This is a genomic window from Fusicatenibacter sp., assembly GCF_050872605.1.
In the GTDB taxonomy this organism is placed as follows: domain Bacteria; phylum Bacillota; class Clostridia; order Lachnospirales; family Lachnospiraceae; genus Fusicatenibacter.
In genome coordinates this window covers 23,375-40,443 of record NZ_JBNMHD010000010.1, presented here as the reverse complement: position 1 = coordinate 40,443, position 17,069 = coordinate 23,375, and the positions used below count along the sequence as shown (strand labels likewise).

At 48.9% G+C, this 17,069-nt stretch carries 20 protein-coding genes and 2 pseudogenes; 6 read left to right on the top strand and 16 right to left on the bottom strand.

What is annotated here, in order from left to right; translation table 11 throughout:
• Positions 1–5: 5 nt before the first annotated feature.
• Entirely contained in the window at positions 6–263 is a 258-nt protein-coding gene (locus tag ACY2VT_RS05050) for a GIY-YIG nuclease family protein (protein ID WP_461875131.1), read from the bottom strand.
• Positions 264–995: 732 nt separating this feature from the next.
• Between ACY2VT_RS05050 and ACY2VT_RS05045 the strand changes: the two are divergent.
• Positions 996–1,190 (top strand): annotated as a pseudogene (locus ACY2VT_RS05045) (helix-turn-helix domain-containing protein); the annotation flags it as partial.
• A gap of 326 nt (positions 1,191–1,516) precedes the next feature.
• Here the strand turns inward: ACY2VT_RS05045 and ACY2VT_RS05040 are convergent.
• A complete protein-coding gene (locus tag ACY2VT_RS05040) occupies positions 1,517–2,266 on the bottom strand; it encodes a hypothetical protein (protein ID WP_461879138.1) in 750 nt (249 codons plus the stop codon).
• Positions 2,267–2,411: 145 nt separating this feature from the next.
• Between ACY2VT_RS05040 and ACY2VT_RS05035 the strand changes: the two genes are divergently transcribed.
• The 4 genes and pseudogenes from ACY2VT_RS05035 to ACY2VT_RS05020 form a co-directional block, all read left to right on the top strand.
• Positions 2,412–3,968: a hypothetical protein gene (locus ACY2VT_RS05035; protein WP_461879137.1), complete on the top strand. Its 1,557-nt coding sequence runs from the start codon at positions 2,412–2,414 to the stop codon at positions 3,966–3,968.
• A gap of 341 nt (positions 3,969–4,309) precedes the next feature.
• Entirely contained in the window at positions 4,310–4,885 is a 576-nt protein-coding gene (locus ACY2VT_RS05030) for a hypothetical protein (RefSeq protein WP_461879136.1), read from the top strand.
• Positions 4,886–5,701: 816 nt separating this feature from the next.
• Positions 5,702–6,229: a hypothetical protein gene (locus ACY2VT_RS05025; RefSeq protein ID WP_461879135.1), complete on the top strand. Its 528-nt coding sequence runs from the start codon at positions 5,702–5,704 to the stop codon at positions 6,227–6,229.
• Positions 6,230–6,306: 77 nt separating this feature from the next.
• A pseudogene (locus tag ACY2VT_RS05020) lies at positions 6,307–6,486 on the top strand (recombinase family protein); the annotation flags it as partial.
• 59 nt (positions 6,487–6,545) lie between these two features.
• On the opposite strand, the gene ACY2VT_RS05015 reads toward ACY2VT_RS05020, so the two are convergent.
• From ACY2VT_RS05015 to ACY2VT_RS05000, 4 genes are all read right to left on the bottom strand, one after another.
• The gene (locus tag ACY2VT_RS05015) at positions 6,546–8,222 is read right to left on the bottom strand and encodes a recombinase family protein (protein ID WP_461879134.1); all 1,677 of its coding nucleotides are present in this window, start codon (positions 8,220–8,222) and stop codon (positions 6,546–6,548) included.
• A 112-nt stretch (positions 8,223–8,334) separates the two neighbouring features.
• Positions 8,335–8,502 (bottom strand): hypothetical protein, encoded by a 168-nt coding sequence (locus ACY2VT_RS05010; protein ID WP_461879133.1) that lies wholly within the window; start codon positions 8,500–8,502, stop codon positions 8,335–8,337.
• Positions 8,503–8,934: 432 nt separating this feature from the next.
• Positions 8,935–9,177, bottom strand: a complete 243-nt coding sequence (locus ACY2VT_RS05005) for a helix-turn-helix domain-containing protein (protein WP_113992623.1) — start codon at positions 9,175–9,177, stop codon at positions 8,935–8,937.
• A complete protein-coding gene (locus tag ACY2VT_RS05000; RefSeq protein WP_227622937.1) occupies positions 9,170–9,595 on the bottom strand; it encodes a sigma-70 region 4 domain-containing protein in 426 nt (141 codons plus the stop codon). The genes ACY2VT_RS05005 and ACY2VT_RS05000 overlap by 8 nt, the downstream gene beginning before the upstream one ends.
• 347 nt (positions 9,596–9,942) lie before the next feature.
• Here ACY2VT_RS05000 and ACY2VT_RS04995 point away from each other — a divergent pair, with 347 nt between their 5' ends.
• The gene (locus ACY2VT_RS04995) at positions 9,943–10,170 is read left to right on the top strand and encodes a hypothetical protein (protein ID WP_461879132.1); all 228 of its coding nucleotides are present in this window, start codon (positions 9,943–9,945) and stop codon (positions 10,168–10,170) included.
• A 73-nt stretch (positions 10,171–10,243) separates the two neighbouring features.
• On the opposite strand, the gene ACY2VT_RS04990 is transcribed toward ACY2VT_RS04995, so the two are convergent.
• The 10 genes from ACY2VT_RS04990 to ACY2VT_RS04945 form a co-directional block, all read right to left on the bottom strand.
• Complete coding sequence (locus ACY2VT_RS04990; protein WP_461879131.1) at positions 10,244–10,639, bottom strand: hypothetical protein; 396 nt, start codon at positions 10,637–10,639, stop codon at positions 10,244–10,246.
• Between the two features lie 76 nt (positions 10,640–10,715).
• Entirely contained in the window at positions 10,716–11,546 is an 831-nt protein-coding gene (locus ACY2VT_RS04985; RefSeq protein WP_461879130.1) for a hypothetical protein, read from the bottom strand.
• Complete coding sequence (locus tag ACY2VT_RS04980) at positions 11,543–12,070, bottom strand: hypothetical protein (RefSeq protein ID WP_461879129.1); 528 nt, start codon at positions 12,068–12,070, stop codon at positions 11,543–11,545. Before ACY2VT_RS04980 ends, ACY2VT_RS04985 begins: the two co-directional genes overlap by 4 nt.
• Positions 12,071–12,155: 85 nt before the next feature.
• Complete coding sequence (locus tag ACY2VT_RS04975) at positions 12,156–12,743, bottom strand: LysE family translocator (RefSeq protein ID WP_461879128.1); 588 nt, start codon at positions 12,741–12,743, stop codon at positions 12,156–12,158.
• Positions 12,744–12,774: 31 nt separating this feature from the next.
• Positions 12,775–13,443 (bottom strand): hypothetical protein, encoded by a 669-nt coding sequence (locus ACY2VT_RS04970; RefSeq protein ID WP_461879127.1) that lies wholly within the window; start codon positions 13,441–13,443, stop codon positions 12,775–12,777.
• Positions 13,444–13,513: 70 nt separating this feature from the next.
• A complete protein-coding gene (locus ACY2VT_RS04965) occupies positions 13,514–13,870 on the bottom strand; it encodes a DUF3795 domain-containing protein (RefSeq protein WP_461879126.1) in 357 nt (118 codons plus the stop codon).
• A 24-nt stretch (positions 13,871–13,894) separates the two neighbouring features.
• Positions 13,895–14,665 carry a class I SAM-dependent methyltransferase gene (locus ACY2VT_RS04960; protein ID WP_461879125.1) on the bottom strand — a complete coding sequence of 257 codons (771 nt, stop codon included), beginning with the start codon at positions 14,663–14,665 and terminating at the stop codon, positions 13,895–13,897.
• Positions 14,666–14,714: 49 nt separating this feature from the next.
• The gene (locus ACY2VT_RS04955; protein WP_461879124.1) at positions 14,715–15,419 is read right to left on the bottom strand and encodes a cyclase family protein; all 705 of its coding nucleotides are present in this window, start codon (positions 15,417–15,419) and stop codon (positions 14,715–14,717) included.
• A complete protein-coding gene (locus tag ACY2VT_RS04950; RefSeq protein ID WP_461879123.1) occupies positions 15,385–16,293 on the bottom strand; it encodes a class I SAM-dependent methyltransferase in 909 nt (302 codons plus the stop codon). Before ACY2VT_RS04950 ends, ACY2VT_RS04955 begins: the two co-directional genes overlap by 35 nt.
• Positions 16,286–17,038, bottom strand: coding sequence for a lysostaphin resistance A-like protein (locus tag ACY2VT_RS04945; protein WP_461879121.1), 753 nt, complete (start codon positions 17,036–17,038; stop codon positions 16,286–16,288). Before ACY2VT_RS04945 ends, ACY2VT_RS04950 begins: the two co-directional genes overlap by 8 nt.
• Positions 17,039–17,069: the final 31 nt, after the last annotated feature.

The following is a 17,069-nucleotide window of genomic DNA, read 5'->3' as shown; positions in this document are numbered from 1 at the left end:
TATTCTTATTGCTCTTTCACCTGAATCAGCTTGCATTTTTCTACACGAGAAAGCTGTTTAATTTCCCATTCTCGCCGCATAGCTTCCTGTTTTGTTGAAAAAGCTTCAAAATAAACTAATTCTACCGGTCTGCGGCTCTTTGTATACTTCGCTCCTTTTCCAGCATTGTGTGCCTTTACTCTGCGTTCCAGATCATTCGTCCAGCCTGTATAAAGAGATCCATCGCTGCATTTCAGAATATAAGTAAAATTCCCCTGTTCCATTTCAAATTCCGTTCCTTCTGTTCATCTGTATTCTATGTAACTTTAACACTCGATTCTTTCAGATGCAATAAAAAAACCGCCCGGATTTAGATGGGTGGTCATAAAACAGTAACCCACGAAAATTACTGATATATGGCATCTGTCTGGCAGGGTTGGAAAACATAAACCAGGCATTATTGAGATAAAAATCTTGATGATGCCTGGTTTTTTTGTATGTGACAAACCGCTTTTCTGACAATCCAGATGTTACACTATGTATCGACTGTAAGCAGGCACGAAAGGCAAAAGCGAAGGAATGGTTGAGAACTGCCGGTAAGGTTGTGGGCGTCGCAGCTGTCACTGTAGGTGCAGTGTATGTAGCTTCTCAATCTTCCGGATACGATGATAATACAGATTACAAATACATCCCAGATGGAGATGATGGTATGAGATGCGCAAATTGCGGCAACACTGACGAAAATACTCTGTAGGATAAGGTCGATACCACATATTGCTCTAAGTGTGCACATCGAACATCAGTGGATACCGGCGAAGACGACGTAGTGGAATGCCCATATTGTCACAGAATGCGAGACAGAAAAGCAATATACTGCCGTTGGTGCAACGATTCAGCATGGGAACCAAGCACCCAAGACGAATTTGAGGAAATCGATAAAATTCTGAAAGATATTGGCTATTAAGTTCGTCTACGGAAATAGATGTGAAGGAGTTTTTTTATGGGTATATTTGGATATTATCTCATATAAAAAGCTTTGGAAGCTTCTGATCGATTTGGATATAAAAAAGAAAGATTTGCAGCAAGCTGCTGGAGTAAGTTCTGCACTGATTGCGAAAATGGGGCGCAACGAAAATGTATCAACAGATTCACTTGTGAAAATCTGTACAGCCCTGAACTGTGATATAGGCGATATTATTGAGATCGTTCCAACAGTGCGGGGCTTTTTTGCGCCCTTCCCGGGGGGACGGGGCATTGCCTGGTCTCCTCTTTTCGCTGCCGCTCTCTGGTTCCGTTCCTGTCATTCAGAGGAGCGGAGCAACGAAGAATCTTTCCTCCTGGGGTCGCAAGATCCCTCGACAAGCTCGGGATGACACGGGGCGCTCGGAATGAAAGGGGACGGGGGGACGCAGGCAGGAACGTCACCGAGACCGGAGATGCACGACATGGTCAGCACTGTGCACGAGATAAAACCCGCTTGGCGGGGGGCATGGAAAAACGCCCGGACTTCGGTCCGGGCGTTTGCTGATGCAGGGATTCAGTTGGCGTAGAACTCCACGACAGGATGAGAACCGTACCAAGTGTAGTCCAGATCCAGGGTCTGGCCGCTGATGTAGTCATACTGGCTGACAACGGCGCGCTGACGGGGGCAGAACCACATACCGTCGGGAACGTCCAGAGCAGCGAAGAAGTTCCAGGCGTTCACGGTCTGCTCGCGGACCAGCTGATCGTTGTCATCGATAAACTTCACAGTGAAAGCGTCGGGATACACGGCCTCGCTGGTCAGGTCGAAGTTCAGAACAGGGTTCTTCTCATACCAGTCATAGTCCAGGTCCAGGTCCTGACCGGTGATTATCTGGCCGCCTGCCAGAGTGACGCCATCAGCAGCCCAGTTCACGCTGGCGCCGTCCACCATGGGAACAGTGAACGATTTAAAAATATTCGTGGGGGACAGAACGGCGCAGCCTGCCTTGACGCCGTTGGGCAGACAGAAGTTCAGAGTGAAGGACTTGGGGAGAATAGCGTCGGCCACAAAAACAACGTTCTTGTCCTTGCCAAAATCTGCCGAGACCGTCTCGCCGGTGGCGACTTCCTTGTCCAGGGCCTTGCAGTACCAGGTCTCAACCTCGCGGTATTTGGGAACAGTGACGCTATTCACATAGCTGACGTTATCGTACTCGTCGATCACAGTGCCATCCTTCAGCTGGAAGCTGACGTCATAGGCTTTGGGATAGCTGGCAGCGAAGGCTACCGTGGGGAACAGACCCAGGACCAGAACCAGGGTCATCAGCAGCTACAGTACGCGGGTATATTTTTTCATTTGTAAATCCTCCTTTGATAATAAATAACTTCTCGGAATCTTCAGCCTTGATTTTTTAAGGCTTTCAGACTCCGTTCTAAAAAAATCACCCACTTTTTTTTGCAAAAAACGCTTGACAAATCGTTCAAAATTTGTGGCGAAGCCGATTGATTATATTTTATTTCAATCGACTGGAGGCGATTTTTTGTTACCTTGTAATCCTGGCGGACATGCCGCCTATCAGGATACTTTCGTATCCGATTTCCTTAAGTTTTATCCTGATCCCTTTGTGCTTCCAAAAAGCACCTGGGATTATATCGTGCAGTTCTGGTATCTTGATCTTTCTTTGACGGATTCCATTATGCTGGAATGCTATTCTGTCTTTGGTCCTGAACCAAGGCTCCCTTCCTGTATGCTACGTTCCTACCTGCTTGCTTTAAAACTGAAAGTAACTTCCATCACCAGCTGGTGCCGCATGCTCAGGGAAACTCCCCTTTATGCAATCCTTAGTGGTTTCACTTTTGGAGATACTCCCGGGGTCGGAACCTTTTATGATTTCTTTTCCCGTATCTGGCAGGATGACAGGAACAATCTTTCTCCCAAAGACCGTTTCCCTAAAATGAAGCCGCCTAAAGGGACAAAGAAAGGTGATAAGACCCCTTGTGATTCTTCCAGTATAGCTTCCAAACTTCTTCCTCTGTTGGAACGTTGGCATCTGAAACCGGAAAATCCCTTTTTTCTTATTTTCCAGCTTTACAAACACCAGTTTCTGGATCAATCCATTCACAGAGGACTGATCCATCCGGAGCATCTGGCACTTGCCGGTGACGGTACCCCTGTCCGCACTGCCGCACAGCAACGGAAAAAACGAACTTGCGATTGTAAGGAGAACGGCTGTCCTTCCTGCCGCTGCAAGCGTCATTATTCCCAGCCCGACTGCAACTGGGGATGGGACTCCCATCGGGAATGCTATTTCTTCGGCTACCATCTCTACATGTATGTGGCATCCGATTCCCACAGCGATCTTCCTGTATTCCCGGTTTTGGAACGGGCTTCCCGGCACGATATGCTTTCATTTCTTCATTCTTTTTTTTCGATGAAAGCTTATCTTCCGGAATTTCAGGTCGAGAAACTCCTTCTGGATTCTGCCCACGATGCCTATGCTGTCTACGAATACTGCAGACGGGAAAAGATCACGCCTTTTATCGACTTGAATCCCGGTCATACCGGGCATTTCACTTATAAGGACGATTTCACGATTGACGATGATGGCGTCCCGGTCTGCAAACTGGGCTTACGCATGCATAAAGATGGATATGAAGTTGCTAAACACCGGGCGAAATACCGGTGTCCAAAGGCGAACCGGAAACGTGGCTGTTTCTGTGAACATCCCTGTTCGCCAGCAAAATACGGCAGAACCGTGCATATCTTTACCGAAGATAATCCAAGGCTGTTTAACATACCGCCAAGAGACTCAAGAGCGTGGGAAAAGGAATACAATGGAAGAACTTCCGTGGAACGTTCCAATAAGCGTGAGAAAGAAGACTATAAATTAGAAGACGGCAGGCACCGATCTACAAAGATGTGGTACTGCCGCCTCTATGGCATCATAATGCTACAACATCTTGACGCCTGGGAAATGCCCTCTGCCGAGGCATTTCAAAAATCATTATTAGGATTAGCCGCCTAACAATAATATTTTAAGCGACTCCATAAGATTTTTCAAGGCATAGTACCCACTATGTCCAATGTTTATGTCCATTTCTCAGAAATTTCTTTTCCTACACGATATTCAGTTGTCAATTTTCAGTTGGAATCTCTTTCATTGAGATTCCGAGAAGTTATATAACAGATAATAATCTCACTTTTATACTAACACTGCAATTTGGAAAAGTCAAGGGAATGGTAATATCCCTCTTCAAATTTATTGAAGAGCTGAATAAATTTAAGTGAAAAGTGGTGCTCACGGTATCAGATTATCCGTGGTGGCGTTCTGTCGATTCTCTCCCAGATCACCCGAAAAATATCAGGGTGTATTACAGAGATCGGGTAGAAGAGGAAGACGCAGAAAATATAACAGATGCGTTGCTGTCTGTCCACAAGCCTGAATTCCAAAGCTTCCCCAATCCTGACCCTAGCTTTGAAAACTGGCTGGAATGGGGATGGAATGACTACCGTTACAAGACAAGGATTAAAGAGCTTATTCTTCTGCCTCTGGATCAGATGCGACTCCCAGAAGAGCCTTCCGACGATGATAGAGAGCGCATTGATGAATTAAACCACACCTATAAGGAGTTCTTTACCGATATGCTCCGAGCAATTAGAGTCACAATAGATCATGATGTCGATAGGATTCCAGATAAAAAAGGATACTATATTTTACAGCTGAACTATACTACCCATCTGTTAAAAAGATACTTCTTTAAACCGAGCGAACTTGAGCGTGCCAATGCCTGCTATGATTACTTAGAACAACACAAAGGTGATCAATTGCTTGATATTGTTTTGGTTCGAGCAGCCTCATATGAAACAGTGAAAGCGGCATACCCAAACTACTTTTTGGATATTGGCGAGTTTATTAGAATTGTCGAAGACTATCTAAAATAAAAAGCGCGCAGCCACCATCGAAGATGGTTTCAAAGGGGACTGGGGATGCTTCCCCCAGCAAGCAATTTTTGCGGATTCGGCCAGCGGGCGAATCGGCGAAAATGAGGGAACCTGTACAGGTTTCCACTGCTTGCTACTTTGTGACAGGTGCTTTTCAGGCATCTGATCTGTACACTCTTTAGCAATTCATCAGCAGAGGGCTTCCGGGAAACCGGAGGCCCTCTGCTTTTGTATTTTGAAATTGGCCCGAAGTGAGAAAATGCCAGGATTTTGAACGAGCTGCTCCGGGCGGGATGTTTCACAACTTGGCAAGCAGTGCAAAGTGGTACCACTTTGCCGCTTTACAAATTCGCAAGCAGTGTAAACAGGGCCATGGTTACCTGCTTACGAAAATTCTGCTCCGCACAATTTTTGTAGATCGCTTGTTGGGGAAACGCCCCAATCCCCTCGAACGCTGCCTTGCGGCAGCGGCTGTGCCATCGTTCTGATGGCTTCTCTGAAAACAAATCCTTCATTTTCTGTATCTGCCCTATGTGGCAAATTGAAAAATTTTCTTTAACACCAGAGGCAAATACTTGCCAAATCCTGCCGCATCGTGTAGAATGAACTTAAAATTGAATAGTTTATTTTTCTGACATATTGTGGGCGAGCCCCACTTGACTCTGATTTTGAATCAGAGTATTTGCTTTTACCATTTAAGAGTAAGGCTGTTACATAACACATCTGCTGCGTTCGCAGGACAGGTGCGTTTTGTGGCAGCCTTTTTTTGCTGCCTTCTTTCAATGTTACAACAACGGAATAGACAGGAGGAAGAATATGTTTGGAAAATGCGGAATTGATTTTGGCCCGGAAGCGCACAAAGGCTTCAGCGAGCGTGAGTGGAAATTGGCTCGTGAATTTTTCGATTTGATGCTGCACCTTCCATTACCGGAAGATGAAGACGAGTGGGATAGTTTTTTTGATTGGGCATTAAGCGAGGTATTCGATGTCGATGAGAATACCGACCAGGAGGCTGCTTTCGCAAAGGCCGAAGACGCAATGAAGTGGCCGAGAGGATTGTTTGAGGAAGATCCAGAACAGAATGAGGTCCCCTTTGATCCTTATCTCAAAATCCAGCGTACATCCGAAACCCCAAAGCGCAGTTCCGTGTACCGGGACGAAAACGGAAACCTGCACTGCTGGAATATTTCTGCTTATCAGATCCCGTCTATCTCCCTGACGGAAGAAATCTCCGGGACCGTTTATACCGTCACCGGCAGCTTTGAAGGCTCTCAGAATATGCTACGGAAGCTGGAGCGGATCACCGCACAAAATTTTTCTACTGAGATGGGGGAGGACGCATGACAAACGAGAAAAGTTATGTTAACATGATGGCAACCACCCCTGTACTGACAGTTGCTCCACCAAAGGAGGAAACAGAAATGTTTGGAGCAACCGATAAAATTACCGCTCTCTATTGCAGACTTTCTCAGGAGGATGAGAGAGCTGGCGAATCCCTCTCCATTGAGAATCAGAAGAGTATCCTGCTTTCGTATTCCCAAGAGCACCATATGGCAAATCCGGTGTTCTTTGTGGATGACGGATATTCCGGCACCAACTTTGCTGGGGTAAGATAGCGTAACCATTTTTGTATGGTGCGCTATCTGCCCCGGCTTTTTGTTTATACGGCGTAGCTTTTCACGTCAGCGCCGATCTGGCGGAAGAAGGAAACGCTTTCCGTATGTGCCTCGCCTGTATCGACCTGTCCGACGAAGCTGTAATATATCTCGATCTTCCGTGTGTTTGTATCCTTGTCCAATTCGTAAACAAGGATACGGTCGATGAACTCATGGACGATCTCATAGGTGAGCTCCTGCACGTCCGTGTACTTGCGGACGATCTGTACGAAGCGTCCTACATCGTCCCGGCGCTCAGTAGCAGTATTGAGTTCCTTTTCAAGAGTGCGTATTTTCTCCACCAGGGCAGCCTTTTCATCATCATAGCCGGATACCATGAAGGTAAACTGCTGGTCGCTGAGACGGCCCAGGGCATTGTCCTCATAGAGCTTGCGGAAAAGACGGTCCAGCTCGCCCAGGCGTTTTTTTACCTTGTCCAGCTCACCGCGCTTTTCCCGAAGCGCCCTGTTTGCCTTGACGTCCCCATATTCGGTGGCGTCGGCGATAAACTGCTGCTCATGGGCTTTCACATAGGAAAGGACCCGCTGGATATCGCCCAGCACCAGTTCTTTCAGAACGCTTTTGCGGATATAGTGGGTGGTGCAGACTTCGCCGGTCCGTATGCGGTTACGGTAACGGCCGCAGGTGTAAGCGTGCTTGCGCTCCAATGTGCCCGCGCCCTGTTGAAGATACATCTTGTAACCGCAGTCTCCGCAGAACAGCAGGCCGGAGAACAGGTCGATTTCATCACACTTGGTTGGACGGTGCTTCGTGGCGATCCGCTTTTGTGCAAGGTCAAAGGTTTCCTCGTCAACCAAAGCCTCATGGGTATTGGGGAAGAAATACTGCTTTTCTTCCGAATTGCGCCGCGTCTTTTTAGACTTATAGGATACCTTGTAGCTTTTCGCCGTTACTGTGTGCCCCAGATACTCCTTTCTTGACAGGATATCATAGAGGGTCTTGTCCGGCCAATTATAGATGCAGCTCGGATGCGGCCGCGGATGACGGCAGCTTCCGGTACGGCGATAGCGGAGCTCGCTGACGGTCAAAACCCTGTTTTCCCGAAGCCAGTCCTGAATCTCACAGATACGGTCACCACGGATATACATGGCGAATATCTGACGGACAACATGGGCGGTTTCAGGATCGGGCAAAAGGTGGTTTTTATTCTCCGGGTCGATGATGTAGCCATAAGGCACTTCGCCGTTGACGCGCTCGCCCCGCTGAGCTTTTGCCTGCTTGACCGCGCGGATCTTCTTGGAGGTATCTCGCGCGTAGAACTCGTTGAACCAGTTTCGCAGCGGGGTAAACTCATTATCCTCCCTCGCCGTGTCCACACCGTCGTTGATAGCGATATAGCGAACGTCGTACTCTGGGAAGATGACCTCGATCAGCTCGCCGGTTTTCAGGTAATTACGGCCCAGGCGCGACAGGTCCTTCGTGATGACAGTAGCCACATGGCCCGCCTCCACCTCCTGGAGCATAGCCTGCAAGCCCTCGCGGTCAAAGCTGACGCCGGAAAATCCGTCGTCCACAAAAAAGCGCGTGTTCAAAAAATGATGCTCGTCTGCGTACCTCTGGAGGATGACCTTTTGATTCTGGATGCTTCCGGACTCGCCGGCCTGCAGGTCCTCCTGGCTCAAACGGCAATATAAAGCGGTGATCTTATCTGACTGTAACATTTCTGCCTCCTTCCCGACAGTCAGACAAGCGAATATGTGCAGAACAAATCTTGTCCCACACATATTGTACCGCATATCGTTCTGCCTGTCTGCTGGTTTTGGCTTAACTGGGTCAAACCGCCGCGTTTTGGGCGCTTTGCACGACTTCCTTACGGATCATCTTCGCCAGTTTCTTTTCTATGGGTTCGGTCGCGCGCTCGCTGGGCGCCGCGCTCACAAGGTAGGTCACTTTGCCTATCTTGTGTTCCGTTGTCTTTTTAAGTATTTCCTGCTTAGGCATAGTCGTCCCCCTTTCGGAAATACATGGTTGCTTCTATCGTATGAACAGCGGCTTGTCCGCTATTCAAGAAAAGCAGAAACGGACGGCTGATGGCTTTCAGCTCCACGGGAATCTCACCCCCGCGCGGTTCTCGCGCAGCCCTGCTCATTGCCTGTGACGCCTCACCGCCTGAATACGGCTGCACGCTCGGACTATGACTGCAAGGGAGTATCGCCCCGCCCGTGCATCGTCGCCCGCAGACTGCCGTATCTGCTTTGCGGCCCGGTAGATATCGCTCGCCTCGTTAGAGGGTCATGGCGTACCGGCCGTATGGCTCCGCACAGGCGGAAATGTATCCGTCTGCTCTATGCTGCGCCGGGATTTGCCGGGCTTTCTTTGTCAAGGTGCGGAACACGCCATGCGGAAAGGGGGAACGCACGACGGTCATCTGGATCAGGTCAGGTCAAAATCCAGAATCGCAATAATCAGCTTCGTTTCCAGCCTGCGGCGCAGATCATCGTCCACCTGAGAATGAGGACAGCCCTGAGGATCATAGCTTGTCCTTGTGGAAAGCGCTGCTATGTAGCCGGAGTAGTGGCCGATCACACGGTTTACCGCGTCAGGGTCGCCCTGGACAGCAGCGGTAATGACCGGGTAAGGAAGAAGATTATTCCGGGAAGCTGCTGTGTCACGCATCCGTATCACCTCCCATCAGCTCTTTCAGCAGCCGATAGGATTTCAGCCTGCGGTTGTTGATCGTCCTGCGGGCCAGGTTCATACGCTCCGCGATCTCACGGTCCGCCATTTCCAGAAACCAGTACATCAGAAGGATATCCCGGTTGTCCTGGGGCAAGGCGTTCAGCGCATCGGCCAGCAAATCGTTTTCGATCAGGATCACATCACCGCCAAGAATGAAGGTGTTGTACTCCCAAGGATAACGATCATAGGCCGCAAGCTGCTCCATTGCGTCCTCCGGCAGTTCGCTGAAAGGGATGCTGTGTTTCTTCCTGCGGCTGATCTCTCGATAGCCATTGCAGGCCTCGCACTTCAAGACCTTTTTGCAAAAGCTGTCAAAGGCGTGCTGCTTGTGTTCGGCGTGGCGATCAGGTTTCATGTTCTCACCTCCCTTCGTGCCGGGAGGCAGTTCTTTTCTTCCCCTTTCGCCCACTACTCGTTCTGCGGAAGGCTGTTTTGGCCAGCTCTGCCGGGAAAAATCAAAATTATTTTTTCTGTCGCTCATTTGCGCGCTCCTTTCGTCCTGATCGGGTGGGTGGCCGGATCAGGCAAAGGGCGGAGCGCGGGGACGATAGAAGCATCCCCTATAACGACAAAGAGCGCCTGTCTGCAAAACGCAGACAGGCGCAGAAGAATTATAAAATCTATTTACATGATTTCTGTGTTCATACTCATGCCCAGAATATCCCGGTGGAGGGGCTACGCTTTTTTTAGCCGGTGCAGATCATGGACGTTGTGAAAAAGCAAAAAGGACACGGCGATACCTCCTTGGATACCGCCGTATCCTTAAAAAAGGGCGACTTTACCACACCCTCCGTAAATCCATTTTTTCAAAAGGAAAACGGCGGCTTGAAATGCAATATTTCAAAACCGCCGCTTCGCGCCGCAAGGCCGAGCAAAACGGTCTTGTTGTGTATGCCAGCGCAGCTATTATCAAAAGAAACGGGCCGATAACCCGTGCTGCCTGATGGCTCACGGATTATCGGCCCTGCGTCTATGCGTCCGGCACTCGTGTCGTTATTTGATTTTACCCATGATAGTCGCCGGTCGCAGAATCTACTGCGACATAGGGAATAATCTTGCCGTCAATCTCTACATACACCTGATATACGCCATTTTCCAGTTCCTCGTAATGATCTGGTTTGACACCGTAGTTGTCCAGCAGACTTTTTTCAAATTCGACCTTCCACGAATCATCAGCGACGGTGTCCTCGTCTGTTGGAGTTTCCTTGCCCTCTGCGGTATCCTTGTCGGGTGAAATGCTTGTATCTGCGGGAGGAGTCACATCGACTGCCCCCGCTGCATTTCCTGTGATGGAAGCGTCTTGGTCGCTTTTGCCGAGGAACGGCAGTTTTCCGCAGGCCGTGAGGGAGAGCAGCATCGTTGCCGCAATAGCAGCGGCTATGATGACTTTCTCGCGCATAATGGAATTACGACAATGCTTATGAACTGTGTCTGATGTAAAAAAGTCTTTCATATCTTCGCTATCCATCCTTGTATCATCTGCGAAGTCCAGCAGCCTGCATGATGGCCTCGACCGGTTCTACCGGATCGCTGCCCCAAGTGATCTCCACTTTCTCACATCCAGCGCTGTCCAGCAGCTCCCGCGCCTCGTCGGTCAGGAGCTTTTGATAGGCATCATCCACCAGCTCCAGCTTTTGCAGATGATCGGTCAGATCATTGTTTTTCGCAGCCAGCCATGTGGAGGCAGCGTCGCTGATCTCATCCGTTCCAAGTCCCGTGTTCACGCCCCAGTCCAGCAGCTTGACTGCCGCCTGCACAGCCGACAGCGAAGAACCGGATGTTCCAATGGTCACGGTCTGGTCAATCTCGTCCAGAATGGGAAGCGTCAGCACCGGCGGCACATCAGCCGGGGCATCGGCTGCGTCAGAGGTGGAGCAGGTCACGCCGTCCGCAGAGATCGTGACATACAGCTTTTCCTGTGTCACATCGTAAAGGAACGTGCCTTCTCCCAGCAGCATATCGTCAGCATCCAGCGCACGAACGGTAAAGAGGACGGAATTGTTCTCTTTCTTGGAAAGCTGTGCAATATCATCACCGGTAAAAAGCCATTCACCGGCCTTTAACAGCGAGCCGTCTGCATTTTCACACACCTTTGTGAAGTCGCCGCCGCGCAGGGCGACAGAGCTGACATCATCGCGCTCCAGCTTGACATACACGCCAGAACCATCGGATTCGGCAGGCACGTCCACCTCCGAGGGGGTACTATTGGGAGCTTCCGACAGTTTGGTGCATCCCGTCATAAAGGCGGCAATCAGTAATATGGCTGCGGTCAGCAGCGTTGTAATTGTTTTCTTGTAGTTTCTCATATTTCATTCGTCCTTTCCGGTGCCTGTGCAGTCCAATACTGGATGCCCCAATGTTCAAAGTCCCATTGCTCCATGTAAGCATTGCACTCATAGTCGATGTAGTAAAGCGTTCCGCTGCATGGAACAAAGTTGGTGGGATAGTAGTCGATGTTCAGTCCAGCCGGGTACAGAAGGCCGCACATGGTCTGCACCTGTTTGAGCCAGCCGGGTTCCATCCGTCCCGCTTTGAGAAGCTCTGCCACCGTCTGCCCGGCGATGTATTCCTTCAAAATGCACTCCTGCGGGGCATCCACCGCCAGAAGCCGGGGCATGGGGATTCCCAGCTTGCACAGCGTTTTATAGTCGCGCAGCTCGGCTTGCAGCTTGTCGCTGAAGGTGTAGTATTCGCAAGGTTCGTGGTGGATCTGTTTCAGGACATATTGCGTTGTTCCATCTGTCACCAGATAGGAGTAGCCGCCTTTTCCTTTCCCAAGGAGCTGGAGTACGGTATATTCGGTATCATTTACCGTCAATGTGTTTTGCATATTTCATTGGTTCTCCATAAGTTGCCCTCATGCGTGACTACTGCCTTTATAGGCTTATGCAAGATGGCTGAGATGGTTTGTAGGGTTACAGAGCTAATTTGATGGCAAACGCAATGAATGTGATTCCGAAGCATTTCTGGAGGAACGACATTCTTTTGGGCGATTGACAAAGCCATTCCTTTGCTGTCCCTGCCAAGAAGCCGTACCCTATAAACACGATAAAGGTCAACACCATAAACAGAAGCCCAAGTAAAGAGCTTTTTATCATGTAGTTCGAGCTGTCGGAGCTTACATATTGCGGCAGAAATGAAAAGAAGAATAGCGTGAGCTTTGGATTCAGCAGATTTATCAATACCCCGCGCCTGATGATAGCTGACGCACGAGATTCTGCCTGATGTTCCGAAAACTGAACATTTCCTTTGCTGAAAATCATTCCAACGCCTAAGTAGATCAGGTACAAAACGCCTATGTACTTTACAACTAAGAATACTTTATCATCCATCTGCATGAGCAGCGATGACAGAACGATGCTGACACATAAATGAGGAAGGATGCCCGCAGTACATCCGAGTGCCGCAAAAAACGCTTTTTTCCTTCCTTCGCTCATTCCAAGGGACACGGTGTAGATAACGCCTGTCCCCGGAATGAGAATGATAATCAGCGATGTAATCAAAAATGCGGATGTGTTCACCTTGCGCCTCTGCTTAATAAATATCTATGGATTTTATCTGTACTCCCTCTATTGCTTTTGACAAATAGGAGGCGAGTGTTTCCAAGTGCGTTTCAATGCGCTGGCCGGTAACACCCTCTACGCCATACACAAAGTAGAGACAATCTCTGGTCGTGTCTGTAATTCTTGTGCGATAATCAGGGCCGCCTATAATGCTTGACAGCACTCCCGCCTCGTCTGATAAAAACAAGTCGTTTAATGCAAGCTGCTGATCTTTCCCGGATATGCTTTTATAGGTCAGAGGTTCAGCGGCAACGTCAACGGTCAACCTGCCCTGTGTCATATCCAGATCATGTCCCGCGGACAATAGCTGGCTTTTTAGCTCTGCCAAAAACATGGCTTCAACCGGAACCCCAACGGGAGGGATGCTTTTGCCCCTCAATAAAATGGATTCTAATTGGCCGAGAACATGATAGGACTTTTTGAAGTGTTTATAGTAAGCCGCATAATGACAAAGCGGGTCGGAGGCTAAGGCGTTCTTCCGTTCATAATCAGGATAGGAAGCCTTTAACTGATTGAGTTCATCGGCAATCAAGGCATCCATAATAGAACGATCCGCAGGCTGTCCAACGCCGCTTACGATCATGGCACCAAATCGTGCTTGCGGGAAAATACTTTTTACGGATGGTGATATTGTAATCATGAGTTTGTCCTTTCAATTTATCGCGTAAATGTTCGTGAAGGTTGCTGGTGGCAGGATACAAATAGGGAATTTACTGTGCCTCACGGAGATGCTTCAGGTTTTCCAGCACAAACGGGCTGTTTACAGCGATGCGCCCCAGCGTCGGACATCCATCCATCTGCTCACAGTCTGCGCAGGTATCCATCCCCTTTTCCCGGACGCAGTTATGTACGGGACAGAGCTTGTCGCAGAAGGGCGTTTTTGCGCCCTCTATGCGGCAGCCGGTGCAGTTTATCATTTCCGGTGTGATCGTTACCCCATTGAGCTTTGTCCACAGGGCGGCAGTCTTTTCGCGCAGGGTGTTATCGTTTGTGAGCGTTGCGATTCTGGCGTCGCAGGTTTCGCAGTCCAGTCCGCAGCATCCAATCAGTTGGTTTGTGTTTTTCATAGTTGCCTCCACAAGTTTTCTCTTTTATAACTTTCTTGCCTTAAACAAAACGGAGATGGGGAGCATTTTTGCTTTTTTCGCTTTGTCGCTGATATTTCCTTCCGTGTGCATTGTGGCCTCGTCGGTCTGTTCAACCATTTGCTCAATTGCAAATCCCGCTTTCGCTAAAGCGTTGACATAGGTGGATATTTTTCGGTTACACAGCAGGATCTCACTGCCGTCCACCGGCATCCTGAAGTAAGACTCATCAAAATAGCTTTTGTTCATCACCAAGGCATTATTTTGGATCACATCTTTCCGTTCATCGCAAGACCAGGCAATGCAGTAATTGAGTGTATGATGCCAACTGAAAATGAAGATACCGTCTTTTTTCAGATACGATGCAATCTTCCGGAAAATACCGTCCAAATCAGTCGTCCATCCGATACCGTATATCGAGTATACGAAATCGAAATACTCTTTCGGAATATCCATATCAGCTTCCATCGGAGAGCAGATAAAATTGGCCGTGTAACCGTTTTCACTCAAATACCGCTCAGCATTTTCAAGCTGTTTATGAGAAAAATCAACACCCCATAATTCTCCGGCATTTCTGTCTGCATGATATTTCAGAGAATGACCGCTGCCGCAGCAAATCTCAAGCATTTTCTTTCCCGAAACATCACCGAACAAGTGTAATTCATCCTCAGTTACAAAGTGTACGCCGTATGCAGGAAGCGCAGTAGTGCCAAACCACAGATCGGCGTATGTATCCCAGTAATGCTTATTTTTTTTTAATATTTCATCTCTATTCATTTCTATTTTCCACTTGTATCGTAAGATTCCAACGGATTTTACTATCATCCTATCTCTCGGCAGTGATCAGTACAGCTCTGCATGGCGCACCATCCGCGCCGGATAGATTTAATGGCGCTGCATTTAAGAAATAAATGCCTTCCGAAACTTCTGCTAAACGAATTCCTTCAAGCAATACGATACCGGCTCCCAGCAGGATGAGGTGTACCTCCATTGGTGCGGCTTCGGGCCCGACGGTCTGGGATTCGTTGCCGAGCAGTAAGATTCCCGATTTGGCAAATACTTCGGCTGCTTCCGAAGAAACCTCCGCATCTCCCTTAATAAGAATTCTCTTTGCCGCTTCTGTGTCCTGCTTTTTCACTTTTTCAAGTATTTCTGCGGCGACAGCATCAGAGACGATTCCATGATATTCTGCAACATAAGCCATTCCTACGAATGTATCTAAACCTATGGAATCTACAGTCTTTCCGTCTTTGATAAAATGAAACGGCGCATCGATATGTGTGCCGTTGTGAGCGCACATGCTAAAAACCGACAGGTTATACAAACTGCCGCTTTCCATTGAACAGAGCAGCTTTTTCCCCGGCATCGGATTGTCGGCATATACCTGAGAGCTGAAAACCTCTTGGGAAATGTCATAGATTTTCATTTCGTATTTCTCCTCCGTCAAATCAAAGAGAAAATCTTCTACTCGTTTGCCATTTTCACCGCCTCTCACTTTAATCTTTCCTGACAGCAAGGCAGTAATTGACATGCTCAAAGGCTTTCATATCGCTGTCTGCCTTGTCGATGATGTCCCTTTGAATATCATCCGGTGTCAGCAGCTCATAGATCAGAAAACCGTGCTTCTCCAGCAGCGTTTCAAGCTCCGAATAGGAAAAGGCCGTTTTCATCGGTTCACCGCCTGCTTTTGCCATCATAATGGTGTTCTGCACACGCTTTTCGGGTGCAGCAAAGAAGTCCTCGTCCGGATAATCGAACACAAGGGCGCTGCCGTCCGCACAGAGCGAGGACAGCGCAGAGATCATCGTGTCGATTGCTTCCCTTGAGAGGTAGTAGGTCACGCCGAGCCATGAGAAAAGGGACTTCACGGACGGGTCAAAACCGGCGGCAATCAGCCGTTCCGTCAGGCTGTCGTTCGTGAAATCTACGGGGACAAAGGCGAGATTGTCGGGAACCGTCCAACCAGCGCGGGTGATCCGTTCCCGCTTGTCCGCCTGCGTCAAAGGGTGATCGACCTCAAATACCCGGTGCTTCGATAAAAACTCCATTTCCCGGAAAGCAAAGGTGTCCATGCCTGCGCCGAGGATGATGTATTGCTTTGTGCCGGTCAGGACGGCGGCTTTCAGAGCCTTCTCTGTATAGGCCGCACGGCAGAGCGGCGACGGCGCGATATGGACATTCACAAGTCTGCGCAGCAGCTCCTTCGGCTGAAAAGTTGCGGGATCGATCTCCGGTTCAAAGAACTGCGCTCCGCCGAGGATATAGCCTTGAACGGCAGCATATTCTTCTGCTGTCAGCAGCTCCTTGGCAAGATAATCTGCGAAAACTGGATGTTCTTCGTTTTCTGCGTGAAACGCCCGTCCGAACGAACTCATCAGGGCGGTAATACTGGCTTTGTTATTCATTCTTACAACCTTCTTTCCATTGTTTTGGGGGGAGTGTCCGTGTCAGGATCAGCGTATAGACTACTGTAATGACGATCAGGGCAGCGAGATGGAGCAGGTGCATTTCCGTGGTAAGGTTTGTATCATTTGCAAAGGTGCTGAGCGTGTTGATGGCAGCGTGGACGATGATGCAGGGAAGCAGGCTGCCACCACGATAAAAAATCGTGACCAGCAGGAAACCAACTGCGATTGCAAAGACGATCTGGCACAGGTTATTGACAACATCCATGCCGCTGCCGTTAAACAGGTTGATGATATGCCCGATACCGAAAGTCACGCTTGATATGACAATGGCAGACTTGATATTGTCCTTTGCAATGGCCTTAAACAGCAGACCTCGGAAAATCACTTCCTCCAAGAATCCAACGCAGAGCATACACACGATACGGCAGGCCGTTTCCGCCAGCGTGTAATTGACCGCAACGCCGTTCCAGAGATTTCCCGATGCCAGAATTACAAGCGGCACATAGTAGAGAAACCGTCCTGCAGGAACGGGTGATTTGCAAAGCCCATACCGTTTTTGCAAATCGTTCTTTCGGATAAAGGCAAAAAGAACAATAACCTGCAAGACGCAGAAAGCAGCGCTTGCGGCGTATTCGATGCCAATTACTTTATTGAGCGGATTCGCCAGCGATTGCAGAACGCAGTAAACCACGATCCACACGATTGCAAAGGTCAGCTCGTTTTTCTCATATAGCTTTTTCATGTCATTTCCTCCCGTGCTGCTGTTTGGGGTA